This window comes from Microvirga terrae, assembly GCF_013307435.2.
GTDB lineage: Bacteria > Pseudomonadota > Alphaproteobacteria > Rhizobiales > Beijerinckiaceae > Microvirga > Microvirga terrae.
On record NZ_CP102845.1, the window covers coordinates 2503939 to 2520197 of the forward strand.

15 protein-coding genes are annotated in these 16259 nt (G+C 64.1%); 5 read left to right on the forward strand and 10 right to left on the reverse strand.

The features are described from left to right. Window positions 1–5 precede the first annotated feature (5 nt). From HPT29_RS11885 to xylB, 7 genes are all read right to left on the reverse strand, one after another. Complete coding sequence (locus tag HPT29_RS11885) at window positions 6–956, reverse strand: carbohydrate kinase family protein (RefSeq protein ID WP_173950337.1); 951 nt, start codon at window positions 954–956, stop codon at window positions 6–8. A 53-nt stretch (window positions 957–1009) separates the two neighbouring features. Then, entirely contained in the window at window positions 1010–2614 is a 1605-nt protein-coding gene (locus tag HPT29_RS11890) for a ribulokinase (RefSeq protein ID WP_173950338.1), read from the reverse strand. A 48-nt stretch (window positions 2615–2662) separates the two neighbouring features. Then, window positions 2663–3358, reverse strand: coding sequence for an L-ribulose-5-phosphate 4-epimerase (locus tag HPT29_RS11895; protein ID WP_285892607.1), 696 nt, complete (start codon window positions 3356–3358; stop codon window positions 2663–2665). Window positions 3359–3434: 76 nt separating this feature from the next. Then, a complete protein-coding gene (locus HPT29_RS11900; protein WP_173950339.1) occupies window positions 3435–4370 on the reverse strand; it encodes an ABC transporter substrate-binding protein in 936 nt (311 codons plus the stop codon). Between the two features lie 127 nt (window positions 4371–4497). Next, window positions 4498–5529 (reverse strand): ABC transporter permease subunit, encoded by a 1032-nt coding sequence (locus tag HPT29_RS11905; protein ID WP_173950340.1) that lies wholly within the window; start codon window positions 5527–5529, stop codon window positions 4498–4500. Further along, window positions 5526–7055: a sugar ABC transporter ATP-binding protein gene (locus HPT29_RS11910; RefSeq protein ID WP_173950341.1), complete on the reverse strand. Its 1530-nt coding sequence runs from the start codon at window positions 7053–7055 to the stop codon at window positions 5526–5528. Before HPT29_RS11910 ends, HPT29_RS11905 begins: the two co-directional genes overlap by 4 nt. A 257-nt stretch (window positions 7056–7312) precedes the next feature. Beyond that, complete coding sequence (gene xylB / locus HPT29_RS11915; protein WP_259060608.1) at window positions 7313–8782, reverse strand: xylulokinase; 1470 nt, start codon at window positions 8780–8782, stop codon at window positions 7313–7315. Window positions 8783–8965: 183 nt separating this feature from the next. On the opposite strand from xylB, the gene HPT29_RS11920 reads away from it, so the two are divergent. Further along, window positions 8966–9682: a sigma-70 family RNA polymerase sigma factor gene (locus HPT29_RS11920; protein ID WP_173950343.1), complete on the forward strand. Its 717-nt coding sequence runs from the start codon at window positions 8966–8968 to the stop codon at window positions 9680–9682. A gap of 202 nt (window positions 9683–9884) precedes the next feature. After that, entirely contained in the window at window positions 9885–10316 is a 432-nt protein-coding gene (locus HPT29_RS11925) for a hypothetical protein (protein WP_173950344.1), read from the forward strand. Between the two features lie 24 nt (window positions 10317–10340). On the opposite strand, the gene HPT29_RS11930 is transcribed toward HPT29_RS11925, so the two are convergent. Together HPT29_RS11930 and HPT29_RS11935 are read right to left on the reverse strand one after the other, a co-directional pair. Then, a complete protein-coding gene (locus HPT29_RS11930; protein ID WP_259060611.1) occupies window positions 10341–11510 on the reverse strand; it encodes an RtcB family protein in 1170 nt (389 codons plus the stop codon). A gap of 14 nt (window positions 11511–11524) precedes the next feature. Then, entirely contained in the window at window positions 11525–11815 is a 291-nt protein-coding gene (locus tag HPT29_RS11935; protein ID WP_173950345.1) for a hypothetical protein, read from the reverse strand. Window positions 11816–12005: 190 nt separating this feature from the next. Here HPT29_RS11935 and HPT29_RS11940 point away from each other — a divergent pair, with 190 nt between their 5' ends. Genes HPT29_RS11940 through HPT29_RS11950 form a run of 3 tightly spaced genes read left to right on the forward strand, consistent with a single transcriptional unit; the run spans window position 12006 to window position 14861 of the window. Then, window positions 12006–13715: an ArnT family glycosyltransferase gene (locus HPT29_RS11940; protein ID WP_173950346.1), complete on the forward strand. Its 1710-nt coding sequence runs from the start codon at window positions 12006–12008 to the stop codon at window positions 13713–13715. A 46-nt stretch (window positions 13716–13761) separates the two neighbouring features. Further along, window positions 13762–14496, forward strand: coding sequence for a glycosyltransferase family 2 protein (locus HPT29_RS11945; RefSeq protein ID WP_173950347.1), 735 nt, complete (start codon window positions 13762–13764; stop codon window positions 14494–14496). Next, on the forward strand, window positions 14496–14861 hold the full coding sequence (locus tag HPT29_RS11950) for a lipid-A-disaccharide synthase N-terminal domain-containing protein (RefSeq protein WP_173950348.1): 366 nt from the start codon (window positions 14496–14498) through the stop codon (window positions 14859–14861). The genes HPT29_RS11945 and HPT29_RS11950 overlap by 1 nt, the downstream gene beginning before the upstream one ends. Window positions 14862–14884: 23 nt before the next feature. Here the strand turns inward: HPT29_RS11950 and metC are convergent, their stop codons facing one another. After that, window positions 14885–16081: a cystathionine beta-lyase gene (gene metC / locus HPT29_RS11955; RefSeq protein ID WP_173950349.1), complete on the reverse strand. Its 1197-nt coding sequence runs from the start codon at window positions 16079–16081 to the stop codon at window positions 14885–14887. Between the last annotated feature and the right edge of the window lie 178 nt (window positions 16082–16259).

The window sequence follows — 16259 nt, forward strand, 5'->3', positions numbered from 1 at the left end:
TGTGATCAGGCGCGTGCCGCCATGAATTGTTCGACCTCGGCCCAGAAGGGAGGGTTGGCGCCGCGGCGGGTGCAGACGATCGCAGCCGCCGCGGCGGCGAAATCGAGGGCTGCCGTGACCTGCGCATCGGTCAATCCGGCGATTCCTTGAGGCGTGAGCAAATTGTTGGCGTCGAGCCAGGAGAGCAGACCGGCATGGAACGTGTCGCCGGCACCGACCGTGTCGACCACATCGATCCTGGGAGCCAGGCGTTCCACGATCCTGTCGCCGAAAGCTGCCAGAGGTCCCTTCTCGCCGCGGGTCACGATAACGAGCTTCGGGCCGCGCTGAAGCCAGTCGCGGGCTGCGGCGGCGAGATCGTGGGTGGAATAGAGAATTTCGACGTCCTCGTCGCTCGCCTTGACGATATCGGCATGGGCAAGCAGGCGCTCGAAGCGCTCGCGATAAATCGCCAAGTCGCCCACGACGCGCGGCCGGACATTCGGGTCGAGCGAGATCACACGCGATCCGGCCTCCCGGCGCAGCAGGGTTTCGATGGCGCTCGCGATCGGTTCGACGCCGAGGGCATATGAGCCGGCCGCGATGGCGCTCACGTTCGCCGGCAGTTCGGTGGGAAGAGCCTCGGGCGTGAGAGCTCGGTCGGCACTATTGGGCGCGTAAAAGGAGTATTGCGGTTGCCCCGACGCGTCGGTCGCGACCACGCTCAGCGTCGTGTAGTTCGGGCAGCGCTGGATGTAGTCCGGGCTCACCCCGGATTCGGCGAGCTTTCCGGCCAGGAACGTGCCGAACACGTCGTCCGACAGGGTGGACAGGAACGCCGCAGGGCGCCCGAGCCGGCCGATCCCGATGGCGACATTGAAGGGCGACCCACCGGCAACGGCCTCTGCCGGAAAGCCGGTCTGAGAGGATGCCCCGATGAAGAGGTCGATCAGGGCTTCGCCACATACCAGGATCATCAAAGCCTCCGAACAACACCGCAATGACAGTCATGAACGCCTGCCTTGCCCGGTCAAGGGTCGGGCATAGCATCTGGCGGAACGGGCTGAGAGGGAAGAGCCGCGATCCGCTTGAGGTCGCGCAATATATGATCCAGCGAGACCGGTCCAGAGACGCCCCCGAAGCCAAAATAGAGGGTCCGGTAATGGGCGAAGAGCTGCTCGTAGATCGCGTGGGCTGCCGGATCCGGCTCGAAGGTGCGGAAGGGAAGGCAGATCGCTTCCTGAGCGCTGTCGAGATCCGGATGCGATTTGGCAGCGAGGCTCGCGAAGATGCTGGAGCCTAGGCCCGTCGGGATGCCGTTCGGCACCAGCACGGGTCGGCCGAGCACATTTGCGTAAACTTGGTTCAGCACCGCGTTGTGCTGCGGGATGCCGCCCGCATTGATGACCCTCTCGACCGGTACCCCGCCCTCGGCCATGCGTTCCAGGATGATGCGGGTGTGGAAGGCAGTGCCTTCGATAGCGGCGAACAGCTCGTCCTGCGCGGTGTGCAATAGGTTCCAGCCGAGGGTGATGCCCCCAAGATCCGCTTTGACGAGAACCGTGCGGTCGCCGTTGTCCCAGGTCAGGCGCAGCAGGCCGGTCTGGCCGGACCTGTACTGCTCCAGGCCTTTCGACAGATCCTTGACGTTCGTGCCGGCCCGCCGGGCGATCGCCTCGAAGATGTCGCCTGTGGCCGACAGCCCCGCCTCGATGCCGACGAGCTTGGGGTCGACGCTGCCGGGCACGACGCCGCACACGCCCTCGATCAGGCTCGTATTCTCGGCCATCGCGATGATGCAGGTCGAGGTGCCGACCACGTTCACCACATCGCCGACCCGGCAGCCTGCCCCGATGGCGTCCCAATGGGCGTCGAAGGCTCCGACTGGAATCGGGATGCCGGCCTTCAGGCCGAGCCGCCCCGCCCAGGCGGGCGTGAGGTGCCCGGCCACGACGTCGGACGTGACATAGTCGCCGGCAAGCTTCTCGCGGATTCCGTCGAACAGGGGGTCCACCTTGGACAGGAAGTCCTGCGGGGGCAGGCCTCCCCAACGCGGGTTCCACATCCATTTATGGCCCATGGCGCAGATGCTCCGCTTGAGGCGAGCGGGATCGGTGACACCGGTCAAGGTCGCGGCCACCATGTCGCAATGCTCCAGCGCCGTGACGAGGCGGTCGCGCCTGTCCGGGTTGTGGCGCAGCCAGTGCAGCAGCTTTGAAAAGCCCCATTCGTGCGAATAGACGCCGCCGCACCACTCGATCGCTTCGAGGCCCTCCTGATGGGCGAGGCGGGTAATCTGCTCGGCTTCCGCCTTCGCCCGGTGGTCGCACCAGAGGTAATACTCGTCGAGCGGCTCCAGTCCCTCACCCACCATGACCACGCTGGAGCCGGTTGTGTCGATGGCAAGTGCCGCTACGTCCTCTCCCTTGATGCCAGCGGAATCGAGGGCACCGCGCATGGCGCGGGCGAGCGCATCCATGTGATCGGCATGGGCCTGGGTGGCGTGGTCGGGGTTCTCGCGCTTCCGGTGAAGCGGGTACTCGGCCGTGGCGAGGCCGAGTGGGCCATTGCGATCGTCGACGAGGGTGACCCGGACACTCAGGGTGCCGAAATCGACACCGGCTACGACGGCCATTTTTATCTCCCGGAGCGGGGTGTAAGCAGTTGAAACGGAGGCACGAGGTTACTTCTCAGCCTGGCCATAGGTCGCGGTCGCGCCGTGCTTGCGGAAGTAATGCCGGTCGAGGAGAGCCTGAGAAACCCCGGGCGCGTTCGGTTGCAGCGAGAACGTGTACATCGCCATGCGGGCCACGGCTTCCAGAACGACCGCGTTGTGAACGGCATCATCGGGCGTTCTGCCCCATGCGAAGGGGCCGTGGCCGGCCACGAGGGCGGCCGGCACCTCCATGGGGTCCCGGTTGCCGAAAGCATCCGTAATGGCCACGCCCGTGGCACGGACGTAATCGTTCCTGATCTCGTCGGCCGTCAGCTCCCGGGTGATCGGGACCGGTCCGTAGAAATAATCGGCATGAGTGGTGCCGAGTGCCGGGATTGGACGACAGGCCTGCGCCCAGGCAACTGCGTGTTCGGAATGGGTATGCACCACGCCGCCGATCTGCGGAAAGGACTTATAGAGGTGGATGTGGGTGTCGAGGTCCGAGGAGGGGCGCAACTCGCCCCAGACGACCTTGCCGTCGAAATCCGCGACGACGAGATCGTCGGCCTTCATGCGCTCGTAGGGCACGCCGCTCGGCTTGATGACGACAAGGTTGTCCTCGCGGCTGATGCCGCTGACGTTGCCGAACGTGTAAAGGACCAGGCCGCGGCGCACCACTTCCAGATTGGCTTCCAGAACCTGCTCGCGCAGCTGCTTCAACATCGGGGCGGCTCCTGATGGCCCATGAAAGGAAAAGGCGGCCACAGCTCGCGCCGTGGCCGCCGAATGTCAAATGAAATCAGCGGACGGCCTGCCAGCCTTTGTAGTCCTTGATGTTGTCGGCCGTGATCAGCTTCGGCTCGAGCAGAATCACGTTTTTCTCGGGCTTCTTGCCGTTCACGATGCCGACCGCGAGCTCATAGGACTGGGCGGCCATGACGTAGGGGTCCTGGGAGGCCGAGGCCTTGATCAGGGAGTTGCCCGACTTCAGCTCGGTCTCGATGTCCGGGGCCCCGTCGACCGCCGTGATGATGAACTCGTTGCGGTTGAGCTGCTTGGCGGCCAGGTTTATGCCGATGGCGGTCGGATCGTTGATCGCGAACACGGCATCGACCTTCGGGAAGCGGGTCAGCAGGCTCTGACCGACGGCAAAGCCGCCTTCACGGGAGCCCTTGGCGTCCTGGTTGTCCGAGAGAACCTTGATGTCCGGGAACTTGGAGAAGACGTTCTTGCAGCCCTTTACGCGATCCGTGATCGACGAGACCTGCGGGCCGTTCACGATGAGAACGTCGCCCTTGCCCTTGAGATGGTCGGCAATGTACTGGCAGGCGAGTTCACCCGCCTTGACGTTGTCCGTCATCACCGTGACGTCGGCTCCGGCGGCCGCCACGTCGAACGCCGCCACGACCATGCCGCCCGCCTGGGCGCGCTTGACCGACGGCTCGATGGCCTTGGGGTCGACCGCGTTGATCATCACGATGTCCGTCCCGGCCGCCGTGAAGTTGTCCATCTGGGTGAATTGCTTGTTCAGGTCGTAGTCCGCCGACACGGACGTGATCTTGGCCCCGGGAGTGATCTCCTTGGCCTTGGCCTCGATGCCCTTGATGGTCGCGACGAAGAACGGGTTGCCGAGAAGGCCGACCGAGATGCCGACGTTCTTGACGTCCTTGGCGTAGGCCGGAGCGGCCAGGCCGGCAACGACGGCAAGGCCGAGTGTGAGACGGGAAAGTGCCATGGGTTCCTCCAAGTATCCTTTGCAAGTGTCCCTTACGGGTGTCTTAGGCTCCGCGCCCCCGGGACCTGTGCTTGCCTTCCGGGGATCGCATATACGAGCGCCCGAGACGGGCGCTGGTATTCCTTGATCAGGTGCGCGCCGATCCCTTGAGGCGGTAGCGGTCGAGCGCCACGGCCCCGATGATCACGAGCCCCTTGATGATGAACTGCCAGATGTCAGAGACGCCCACCAGGATCAGGCCGTTCGACAGGATGGCGATGATGAGCGCGCCGATGAGGGTGCCCCAGATCGACCCGATGCCGCCCACGAAGCTGGTGCCACCGAGGATCACGGCCGCGATGGCATCGAGTTCGTAGGACTGCCCAAGCTGCAATCCGTTCGCGGCGAAAAGGCGTGCCGCCGACATGACGCCGCCGAGACCCGCCGCCAGCCCCGAAAAGGCATAGACGAAGAGCAGCACCGCCCAGACCTTGATGCCGGTCAGGCGCGCGGCGTCCGGGTTGCCGCCGACCGCGTAGATATGAACGCCGAGAACCGTTCTTCGAAGGATGAACCAGGAAATGATCACGACCGCGAAGGCGATCCACACCAACCAGGGCAGGCCAAACAGCGTGCCGTTGCCGATGAACGCAAAGGGAAGCTGCGGATTGAACTGGGTCGTGTCCCCGCCGAGAAGGCGTGCCAAACCGCGCACGGCGGTCAGGGAGCCCAGGGTCACGATAAAGGGCGGCAGCTTCGCGAAAGCGATGAGCGCACCGTTCACCAGGCCAAGGCCCAAACCCGCCAGAAGGGCAGCGGGAATTCCGAGCATGCCCCATTCCGGGATCAGGGAGCCCAGGATCGCCACCATGGCGGCAGCGGCCAGGATCGAGCCGACGGACAAATCGATGCCGCCGGTCAGGATCACGAAGGTCATGCCAGCCGCCAGCACGGTGTTGATCGAGGCCTGCTGCATCACGATCGAGAGGTTCTGGAAACTCAGGAACCGACCGGACATGAGCTCGAACACGATACCCAGGATGATGAGCACCGGCAGCATGCCGATGGCCTGCAGGGTCGAGCGCCAGGCGAGGCGGCGCTGAAGGCTTTGCTGCGCCGCATCGGCGCCTTTGACTCCGGTCGCTTGCATGCCGGCGCTGGACTCGTTCGGGGATGTCATTCGGCCGCTTCCCTTACACCTGTCGCGATGGTGATGATGTTTTCCTGCGTCACGGGCGGGTGACCGGCTCCGCCGACCTCGCCGGCAAGCCGGCCCTCTCGCATGACGAGCACCCGGTCACAGATGCCGACGATCTCCGGCAGCTCGCTGGAGATCACGATGACTCCGACACCGTTGCGGGCCAAGCTGTCGATCAGACGGTAGATCTCCGACTTGGCCCCGATGTCGACGCCGCGCGTGGGCTCGTCCAGGATGAGGACCTTCGGCTTCGTCTCAAGCAGGCGCGACAGCAGGACCTTCTGCTGGTTGCCGCCCGAGAGGCTGCCGACCGGCACCACGTCGCCTGCTACACGAATGCCGAGCGCCCGGATTGCCGCCGCTGCTCTCTGCTTGGCGGCTTTCAGGTTCAGGACGCCGCCCGTGCGCGCATCGCGGCTCAGCACGTTCACATTCACGTTGTCCCGGACGGTCAGGTCGAGGAAGAGGCCGAGGTTCTTGCGATCCTCGGTTAGATAGACGACACCGGCCTCGATGGCGTCCTCCGGCTCGTCGATCGAAAGACGCTTGCCTTGCAGGAAGACCTCGCCGCTCGTACGAGGATCGGCTCCGTAGATGAGGCGTGCGAGTTCGGTGCGGCCCGCTCCGACCAGGCCCGCGATACCGAGAACCTCGCCCTCATGCAGCTCGAACGAACAATCGTGCACGCGCACACCGTCACCCATGTTGCGAACGGCGAACATCACGGGGCCGCGGCTCTGGTGGGCGTCGTGCTCCTTCTTGTAGAACGATGAGAGGTCCCGGCCGACCATCATTTGAACGAGGCGCTCGGCCGAGATTTCGTCGCCCACGAGCGTGCCGACATAGGAGCCGTCGCGGAGCACCGAGACCCTCTCGGCCAGCTCGTAGATCTCGGCCATCCGATGGCTGATATAGATGATGGCGAGCCCTTCCGCCCGAAGCTGCCGCACGAGGGCGAACATCGCCTCGGTCTCGCGGGAGGATAGGGAGGTCGTGGGCTCGTCCATGACCAGGATGCGGGAATTCGCGATGAGTGCGCGGGCGATCTCCACGAGCTGCCGCTCAGCCATGGACAATTCGCTGACCTTGGTGGTCGCCTTGAAGTGCACGCCGAGACGTTCCAGCACCGTCTGGCAGGCCTTCTCCATGGAGCGACGGTCGACCATCGGACCCGACGTATGCTCCCGCCCGAGCAGCATGTTCTCCGCCACGCTCAGGTTGGGGGCGAGTGAGAGCTCCTGATAGATGATGGAGATGCCGTGGTGGCGTGCCGTCAGCGGTCCGTCGATCGTAACGGGCTGCGCGTTGATCCGGATCTCCCCGCCCGAATCGGCCTGGTAGGCGCCGGACAGGATCTTCATCAGCGTCGACTTGCCGGCGCCGTTCTCTCCCATGAGAGCATGGATCTCGCCGGGATACACGGTGAGGGAGACGTTCGAGAGTGCCTTCACGCCCGGGAACGTCTTGGAGATGTCCTTCATCTCGAGGATCGGAGCGGATCCTGTCATTGGCGTTTCCCTAAAGGCGCTTTGTTCAAGCGGCAGTTTTCAGCCTTGAATTCTGAAGACTCTATCATGCCAAAAGTTGGACCGGATCAGAAGGGATTGTGACTGCCCTAAATGCTTCATTTCAATCGCGTTTCAATCCCTCCTTTTTAGCCGTGGACGACAGCCCACAACTTTTCGCGTGCATTGACAGTCGTCTGCGTCACCGAACAGATGTCATAGCTACATTGTAACGATGATGGGGGTTGCTCTAGGTTCTGTCAGTGTCGCGTGAATTCCGGCTTCAATGCGCGATAAAGGCTGCGAAAAGCCTCGATCCGCGGACCATAGAGTTCAACGAGGCGGGAGTCGGGCTCAATCGTCTCGAGGATGTCGGGCGGCGTGCAGACGGCTTCAGGCATTTCCGCGGTCACGGCGAGCCGTGCAAGGCGGGCGGCCCCGAAGGCCGGTCCCTTGTCGCTGCCCCGATACCGCAGCATGGGAACGTTCAGGACGTTCGCGAAAATTCTGGCCCAGAAGACGCTTCGGGATCCGCCGCCGATCATGCCCGCGTAGGTGAGGGGCGTACCAGCCTGCTCGAGGCATTGCTTCGCGTCGGCAAAACTGAACGCGACACCTTCCAGGATGGCCTGTACCAGATCGGTCTGGTCGGTCTGGGGCGAAAGACCGAAGAAGACGCCGCGTGCGTAGGGATCGTTGTGAGGGGTCCGCTCGCCGGCGAGGTAAGGCAGGAAAAGAACAGCGGAGGGCTTGCGATACGCGGCTTCGGTTTCCCGGAGCAATTCGTCGATGTCCCTCTTCAGGAGATGGGCGCCCCACGCCAGGCAGCTTGCTGCATTCAGCATTGCAGCCATCTGAAACCATCGTCCCGGGACCGCGTGACAAAAGGAATGAACCACGGCCTCGGGCGCCGGGCTGAAGTCCCGGGTGGTGACGAAAAGCTGCCCGGAGGTCCCGAGAGAGATGAAGGCCGAGCCATCCTCGATGGCACCGAGCCCAACCGCGCCGGCAGCCGCATCGCCTGCGCCGCCTGCCACCACCACGTCGTTTCGCAGCCCCCAACGCCCAGCCATATCGGCGCGCAACGTACCGGAGGGCTGTGAGCCTTCGACAAGTCTCGGCATGTGGTCACGGGTGAGGCCGGTCGCCGCCAGTGCAGCATCGGACCAATCGCGCTTGGCTTCGTCCAGCCACCAGGTGCCGGCCGCATCGGACATGTCCGTCACGGTCTCGCCGGTGAGTTTGAACCGGATATAATCCTTGGGCAGCATCACCTTGCGCACGGCCCGAAAGATGTCGGGTTCATGCCGGGCCAGCCAGACGAGCTTCGGAGCGGTGAAGCCGGGCATGGGGATTACGCCCATGGCGTGGGAGAGCTCCGGATGCTTGTCCGCCAGTTCCTGCGCCTCCCGGAATGAGCGGCCATCGTTCCAGAGGATTGCCGGACGAAGGGGGTGACCGTGTTCGTCGAGCAGCACGGCGCCATGCATTTGCCCCGAGAGGCCAATGCCGCGGATGTCGGAGAGTGCCGTGGCCGCCTGGGCTCGAAGCTGATCGAGCGCGGTCTGCACGGCCTCCCACCAGGCTTCGGGATCCTGTTCCGACCAGAGATCATGCGGCCTTGAGACATTGAGGGGAACGTCGGCCTCGGCAACCGCGGCCTGCGCATCATCGACAAGAATGGCTTTCACCGCTGAGGTGCCGACATCGATACCGAGGTAATGAGCCACGCCGCATGCTCCTTGGATGGTCGTCGGCCTTGGTTTGGCCGCATGTTCGGAGGAGCATATAACCCAGCCTAGGCGCTTGGGCATACAGGAGATGATATCCAGAGGCGTGGCCATGAAAAAAACTCATGGTCGAAATGTCGCTCGGATATTTAAATGACGGCGGCATGCACCAAATAATTCCGCATGCCAGAGAATTCCAAAAACCAGTCCGAGTTCACCCATCCCGACGCACCCACCTCGGCGGCTGCGCTGAGCGCTGCCGTGCGGCTGCATCTGGGAAAGCAACTGCGTGCCCTCTATGGCGATCCCGCGGAGGAGAAGCTGCCGCGCGACCTCGCCCGTCTCGCCGACCGCGTGGCCCAGGTCATCCGTGCTCATACCGAGCCCGTCGACCAGGAGTTCATCAATGGCGTCATGGATGCATTGCCGAACCTGCGCGCCTTCGCTCTCTCCCTGACCGGGAAGGTCGATCAGGCGGAAGATCTGGTTCAGGACACCGTGCTCAAGGCCCTGACGAAGCAGGACACCTTCGAAGCCGGGACGAACCTTCAGGCCTGGCTCTTCACGATTTTGCGCAACGGCTTCTACTCGACCCACCGGAAGACCAGCCGCGAGGTCGAGGATGGGGACGGGACCCATGCGGCCAGCATGATCGCGATCCCCGACCAGGAGGATAAGCTGGCGCTTCAGGATCTCTCGACCGCGCTCGAGAAGCTGCCGCAGGAGCAGCGCGAAGCGATCATTCTCATCGGCGCCGAAGGGATGTCCTACGAGGATGCCGCCGAGGCCCTCGGCGTGAAGGTCGGCACGATCAAGAGCCGGGTCAACAGGGCCCGCAACCGGCTCGCCGAGCTGATGGGAACGAGCCGCGCGGAGCACGACCACTCTGCTGCGCTCTGATCTCACCGGGCCAGCCGAGGATCTTTGGCTGGCCTGACACTCTCGTTCGGATCTCGACGATTCCGCACGCCGCGCCTTCCCGCCACGGTGCCTAAAATATCGGCGGCCGCACTAGCTCCCGTTTCGAACTTTTCCACAGGCTTCAAGGTTGAGCTTGTAGCTGGTGGGTGCTCGAAACCGCTCTTCTGCCAAGGAGGGGAGCATGGAACACAGGCCTCTGTCCGAACTCAGTAGCGTCGCCGACCTGAAAATTCCCGAGGAAGTTCAAGCGCAGGTCCTATCGAAGCGGGAGCGTCTCGACCGTTGGGTCGACCTGCTGGAGCAGGAGCCCGACCGTATTCTCAGGACCCTGGATGAGATTGAGTGGAAGCCGAGGGCGCAGCGTCGAGCGTTGCGCGCCGACGGCTCCGCCCTGACGGTGGCCTATTCCGACCCGGTGCTCCGTAGGGCAGGGCTCCTGAGCGACAGGTTCGGGGATGCCGTGGACTTCTTCGAGATCTCGGAGCACGACGCCCATATCGTTCTCTGCTCCTGCCATGGCGGCGAATCGATGCGCGCAGATGAAGCTGCACGCCGGGTACGCGGCATTCGCTCCCCCAGCCTCTGGGCTCTCTATTTCGGCTGGTTTCGCTAGCCGCTCGGCCGCCCTGGTTCGGGATCAGTCCTTGTAGGGATCGAACTCGCCAGGGCCGGCCATCGCGACGGCAAAGGGCCGGAGCGTGTGCTCGATTCCGATCGTGCCCTTGTGATAGGCGAGTACATCGTCGAGGCGCCGGTAGACCATCGGGCTCTCGTCCACGTCGCCTCCGCGCAGGAGGATGCCCTTTTCGCGCAGCCAAGCATCCATCTCGTCGCGGGTGAACCGGGGAGGGCGCACCCATTCTCCCGCCTTGTTCTTCTTGCCCTTCGCGTCCATGCGGCCGAAGAGGCGTCCTGCCCCATGAACGGTCGAATAGAGGCTGTCGGCGCTCTCCGGACCCTCGATTCCATGCAGGATGACCGCGTTGTCCCCCATGGATCCGCCGACGAAACCGCGCTGCCGCGGGAATGCCGGCGTCGCGCCCTTGCGGACAACCCAGTACTCCCTGCCGCCATGGCTCTCCCGCCAGACGAAGTTGTGGTGGTTGTGAACCGTGTCCGTGACCCGGCCGCCGATGATCCGACGCACGCGCTCGACCACCCATTCGCGCCCGGCATAGGCATAGAGCCCGCCGAGCTTCACGCCGGCAATGTAGCTGCGCCCGAGATCGCTATCCTGATGGACGAGGGCGGGATCGACCTCCATCCCGTCCTTCGCCCCGACCAAGGCAAGGTGTTTCGTGGTGATCTTGTGGCCAAGCCCTCTGGAGCCGAAATGCACCCCGATCCAGACATAACCTTCCTCGTCTTCGAATAGGTCGACGTAATGATTGCCGGAACCCACCGTCCCGAGCTGTCCCGATGCCAGCTTCTTGAGGTCTCGGACGCCGGCCTCCTCCCAGAGGGGGGATTCGAACAACTCATGGTCCACCGTGACGGCGTTCTTCTGCCCGATGCCGAAGCTGATGGCGCGTCCGATGTCAGACAGGATGCGCCCCGCCTGGGCGGCGACCTCCTCGTAGCGGGTGTCGAGCCGGACGGCCATGTTCCCGCATGCGATGTCGAACCCGACCCCACTGATGGAGACATGCTCCTCGTAGGCGATCACGCCGCCGATCGGATGCGCGTAGCCAAGGTGTCCGTCTGCGCAGAGCACGCCTTTGGCGGCGCTCCCGACCTCCATGCACCGGTCCAGCTGCCGGATCGTCTTCTCGTCATGCTCGCCAAAGATTCGGGTCTTTGCCGTCAAGATGGATCTCCCGGTTAGGGGCGGTTGTACCGCTCGCGCAGGCGCTCGATCTCGCGCTGCAGGGCATCGAGGCCACGCGCAACGTCCCTGCCCATGTTCTCGACGACGCCCGTTCCGGCGGCCACGTCCGGGCAATCCAGTGTCCCGTCCCGTCGGTGCCGGGGTGAGATGCCCCCTTGAGGGGTGAGCAGGTAGGCGCAGCCCGTATCCTCGTCCCGCCAGACGACGGGCTGGTCGAGAGCGGCAGCCGGATATGCCGACAGAATAAGGATGGGAAGGGCGCACCAACGGAGAAACATGGTCACGGCGAAAGCTCCAAAATGAACCTGTCCCTCCAGGGAATGCCAGCCCGCCGGCCCGTGTTCCTGCCAGCCGGCCCGCTACCATCCGTCAATTTGACTTCCCTTCCGGTTTAGGGGACATCACGCGGTTTGATCGACCTGTGCCGATGGGATATCCCGTCAGAACGCAGGATTGCCCGCCCCGGAGTCATCGATGGACGGTTCTGTCCCCCAGCCGCGGATGTCGTTGCGCTATCTCTCCGTGGCCCAGCTCACGAGCGTGGTCGAGCGGAGCCATGCCCGGCTCTGCGCCGTCCTCGTCCTGCTGTCGCTCGTCTGCTTCCTGCCGGGCTTCACAACCCTTCAGCCCATGGACCGGGACGAGCCGCGCTATGCCCAGGCTTCCAAGCAGATGCTGGAATCCGCCGATCTCGTGGACATCCGCTTCCAGGACGAGGCCCGGCACAAGAAGCCGGTGGGCATCTACTGGATGCAGAGCGCGAGCGTTGCCATTGGGCAGGCTCTGGGAGTGTCCGAGGCGCGGACAACCATCGGGCTCTACCGAGTCCCATCGCTGCTCGGGGCGATCGCGACGGTTCTGCTGACCTACTGGGCCGCTTTGGGGTTCTTCGGGCGACGAGGGGCGTTCCTGACCGCGGCCCTGATGGCAACCTGCGTGATTCTCATGGTGGAGGCGCGCCTCGCCAAGACGGACGCCATGCTGACCGCCTGCTCGGTGGCTGTGATGGGTGGGCTCGCGAGGGCCTATCTGAGCCGCGGCGCCGGGGTCCTGCCCCGGAGGGCCCTGCTGATCTTCTGGACCGGGTTCGCCTTGGGCATCCTCATCAAGGGCCCCTTGGTCATCATGTTCGCAGGTCTTGCCGCCGCGGTCCTGGCGTATAAGGAGCGCTCGGCGCGTTGGCTTCTCACGCTGCGACCTTGGATTGGCGCCCTTTTCACCCTGGCGGTCGTGCTGCCGTGGTTCGTCGCCATCGCCCTCAAGACCGGCGGCGCCTTCTATTCCGAGGCGGTCGGGCACGACATGCTCGGCAAGGTCGGGACGGCGCAGCGCTACCATTGGGCGCCCCCCGGTTTCTATCTGATCTCGTTCTTCGCCACGTTCTGGCCCGGCGCTGTCCTGGCTGCCATTGCAGTGCCATTTGCCTGGAAACATCGCCGGGAGGAACCGGTCGCCTTCGTGCTTGCCTGGCTCATCCCTTCCTGGATCGTTTTCGAGGCCGTGCCGACCAAGCTGCCGCACTACACACTGCCTCTGCTGCCGGCGGTGGCCATCATCACGGTCATGGCCATCTCGCGCCATTTCGTGGGACCGCATCGGCCGGCGGCCAAGCTGGCAACCGTGCTGATTCCATTCATCCCGGTCGGTCTGACCATCGGCCTTTCGGTGGTCGGCTGGGCTTTCGACGGAATGCCGCCCTTCCGGGCCCTTCCATTCCTCGCGATCTCCTCGGTACTGGCCCTCGGGGCCTGGTGGCTCTTCGTCAGAAGCCGGCTGGTCCCGGCCCTATGGGCCAGCTTCATCTCGGCAGCCTTCCTATCCATGGGTGTTTTCGGGTTCGCGCAGCTCGATCTGCGCTCCCTCAAGATCTCGGACCGTTTGGCCGAGGTTGCCCGCAACGTCCCGTGCGAGAGCCCGCAGGTCGCAACCCTCGGCTACCGGGAACCCAGTCTCGTCTTCCTGACCGGTACGAACCTCGACATGGTCGAGACAGGGGCCGAGGCGTCGGCGTTCCTGCGGCGGGGCGGGTGCCGGGTCGTTTTCGTGGAGAAACGATACGAGACGGAGTTCCGGGCGGAGAACGCGCGTCTGAAGCAGCAGCCCGCCCTCTCGACCCGGATCCAGGGATTCAATATCAACAGCGGTCGGCGGGTCGATATCGCGGCCTATGCGACGGGCTTCTAGCCTAGATGGCGATTGTGAAGAGGCGGCCAGAGATGGCCCGTAACGGATGACTGACCTTTCTCCGGGGCCCCGCATCAGCGTCGTGGTGCCCGTCAAGAACGAGGCGCTCAACATTCTCCCGCTGGTGGAGGAGATCGAGCGCGCCTGCGCGTCGCTCTCGCCCTTCGAGGTGATCTATGTGGATGACGGCTCGACCGACGCGACCGGGGACGAGGTTCGAAAAGCCCGGGCGACACGGCCCTGGCTGCGACTCGTTCGGCATGAGGCGAGCTGCGGGCAGAGTGCCGCGGTCCGGACCGGCGTCCACGCGGCCCGGGGGCCTATCGTCATCACCCTCGACGGGGACGGGCAGAATGACCCGGCCTTCATACCGGAGCTCGTGGCGGCCCTGGACGATCCTCAAATCGCCCTCGTCGCCGGGCAGCGGGTCGGCAGGAAGGACGGCACCTATAAGAAATGGCAGTCCCGGATCGCCAACGGCGTGCGCGGGAGGATCCTGAAGGACGGGACGCGTGATACGGGATGCGGCCTCAAGGCGTTTCGACGCGACGTCTACCTGCGGCTTCCCTATTTCGATGCCCTGCACCGCTTCATGCCGGCTTTGGTCAAGCGCGAAGGGTATCGGATTGCTCATGTGGACGTGGTCGACCGGCCCCGGCATGCCGGCCGGTCGAATTACGGGATGTTCGACCGCCTTTGGGTCGGCATCCTTGATTTAGCCGGAGTCTGGTGGTTGATCCGCCGCCGCCGCCGCGTTCCCGCTGCTCAGGAAATCGTCTGATGTTGATGCGCCTTTCTCACGATCTGGGACTCTATTTCTATGACCTGGTGGTCGCCCGGTTCGACCTTTGGGCCGCCTTCGGCGTTCTGGCCCAGTTTGTCTTCGGGGCCCGTTTCATCGTGCAGTGGATCGCGAGCGAGAAGGCGGAAAAGAGCGTGATTCCCGTCGGATTCTGGATGCTGTCGATTTCCGGCGGGCTGATGACCCTGGTCTACGGCTTCGCCCGCAGCGACATCGTCATCATTTTGGGGCAGGCGTTTTCGATCTTCATCTATGTTCGCAACCTGATGTTGATCGCGAAAGAGAAGCGAAAACTTGCCGCTACGGCAGTTTCCGGGTCCCAAGTGGAGGCTCCGGCAGCTTAAGGGTCACCGGAGCCTGAAAGAATCTACGCTGCCTTGGCGTCCGTCTCGCGAAGGCGGGCGAGCCCGGCATCCAGGTCCCGCTTCAGGTCCTCCAGGTCCTCGAGGCCGATGTGGAAGCGCAGGGCGTGGCCGCCGGGCTCCCATGCGGTTGCCGTCCGATAGGTGGCGCAGTTGAAGGGGATCACAAGGCTCTCGAACCCGCCCCAGGAATAACCCATTCCGAACAGCGACAGTCCGTCGAGCATGGCCGCGAGTGCTCGGTCGGAGAAGGGCTTCAGGATAACCGAGAAGAGGCCCGACGAACCCTTGAAGTCGCGCTTCCAGATCTCGTGACCGGGATAGCTTTCGAGAGCCGGGTGCAGGACCCTTGCCACCTCCGGGCGAGCCTCGAGCCAGCGGGCCATCTCCAAGGCCTGGTTCCCGTGCTCCCTCAGGCGAAGGGCCATGGTGCGAAGGCCCCGCAGACCCAGGAACACGTCTTCCGGTCCCGGGCACATGGCAAAGGAATCGTAGGTTTCACGCAGGCGCTTGAAGCAGCGCTCATTGGCCGACACCATGCCGAGCAGCAGGTCGGATCCCCCGCTCAGGTATTTGGTGCCGGCCTCGATGGCGATGTCCACCCCGCGTTCGTGAGGCGGGAAGAGCAGGGGGGTCGCCCAGGTGTTGTCCATGAGGACGACGGCCCCATGACGGTGCGCCACCTCGGCGATGGCGGGGATGTCCTGCATCTCGAGGGACTGGGAACCTGGTGCCTCCGTGAACACCGCAGTGGTGTTCGGTCGGATGAGAGCCTCGATCCCTGGGCCGATCTGCGGGTCGTAATAGGTGGTTTCCACACCAAAATTCTTGAGTACGCCGTTGCAGAATTGCCGGGTCGGCAGGTAGACCGAGTCCGTCATCAGAAGATGGTCGCCTGCTTTCAGGCATGACATTAGGGCAACCGTAACGGCGGCGAGCCCCGATGGAGCAAGCACGGTTCCGGCGGCGCCGGTCAATTCCGTCCAGGCGACTTCAAGGGAGTTGGTGGTCGGCGTCCCTTTCGTCCCATAGGAATATCGCCCGCGCCGGTGCAGCAGATCGTCGGTCGTCGCATACAGGACGGTCGAGCCGCGGTAGATCGGCGTATTGATGAATCCGTGCTGCTCGAACGGCTCCCGTCCGGCATGCACGAGGCGGGTTCGTTCGGATAGGTTTTGGGGCTTTGGAGGGAGTTTTGACATCGCTTCAAGGGCTTGCTGAGGAGATTCCGATCTGAGACCGGGCAGCTCCTGCCGTCAAGTCAGGCAAGAAATGCCTTCCATCAAGACTTGACCAGTGATTAATCATGGAATGTGATGGATCCCGATGCCGTCTCAGCCGAGGCGGCGTGGACCGGTCTATCCGGGGCCCGGCTGGGGG

Excerpts from the sequence above, each read along its gene's own strand:
- HPT29_RS11940 (WP_173950346.1), top strand. The coding sequence starts at position 12,006 with ATGGACGGTTCTGTCCCCCAGCCGCGGATGTCGTTGCGCTATCTCTCC.
- HPT29_RS11885 (WP_173950337.1), bottom strand. The coding sequence starts at position 956 with ATGATCCTGGTATGTGGCGAAGCCCTGATCGACCTCTTCATCGGGGCA.
- HPT29_RS11900 (WP_173950339.1), bottom strand. The coding sequence starts at position 4,370 with ATGGCACTTTCCCGTCTCACACTCGGCCTTGCCGTCGTTGCCGGCCTG.
- HPT29_RS11945 (WP_173950347.1), top strand. The coding sequence starts at position 13,762 with ATGACTGACCTTTCTCCGGGGCCCCGCATCAGCGTCGTGGTGCCCGTC.
- HPT29_RS11895 (WP_285892607.1), bottom strand. The coding sequence starts at position 3,358 with ATGTTGAAGCAGCTGCGCGAGCAGGTTCTGGAAGCCAATCTGGAAGTG.
- HPT29_RS11925 (WP_173950344.1), top strand. The coding sequence starts at position 9,885 with ATGGAACACAGGCCTCTGTCCGAACTCAGTAGCGTCGCCGACCTGAAA.
- HPT29_RS11910 (WP_173950341.1), bottom strand. The coding sequence starts at position 7,055 with ATGACAGGATCCGCTCCGATCCTCGAGATGAAGGACATCTCCAAGACG.
- HPT29_RS11950 (WP_173950348.1), top strand. The coding sequence starts at position 14,496 with ATGTTGATGCGCCTTTCTCACGATCTGGGACTCTATTTCTATGACCTG.
- HPT29_RS11890 (WP_173950338.1), bottom strand. The coding sequence starts at position 2,614 with ATGGCCGTCGTAGCCGGTGTCGATTTCGGCACCCTGAGTGTCCGGGTC.
- HPT29_RS11920 (WP_173950343.1), top strand. The coding sequence starts at position 8,966 with ATGCCAGAGAATTCCAAAAACCAGTCCGAGTTCACCCATCCCGACGCA.
- HPT29_RS11905 (WP_173950340.1), bottom strand. The coding sequence starts at position 5,529 with ATGACATCCCCGAACGAGTCCAGCGCCGGCATGCAAGCGACCGGAGTC.
- metC (WP_173950349.1), bottom strand. The coding sequence starts at position 16,081 with ATGTCAAAACTCCCTCCAAAGCCCCAAAACCTATCCGAACGAACCCGC.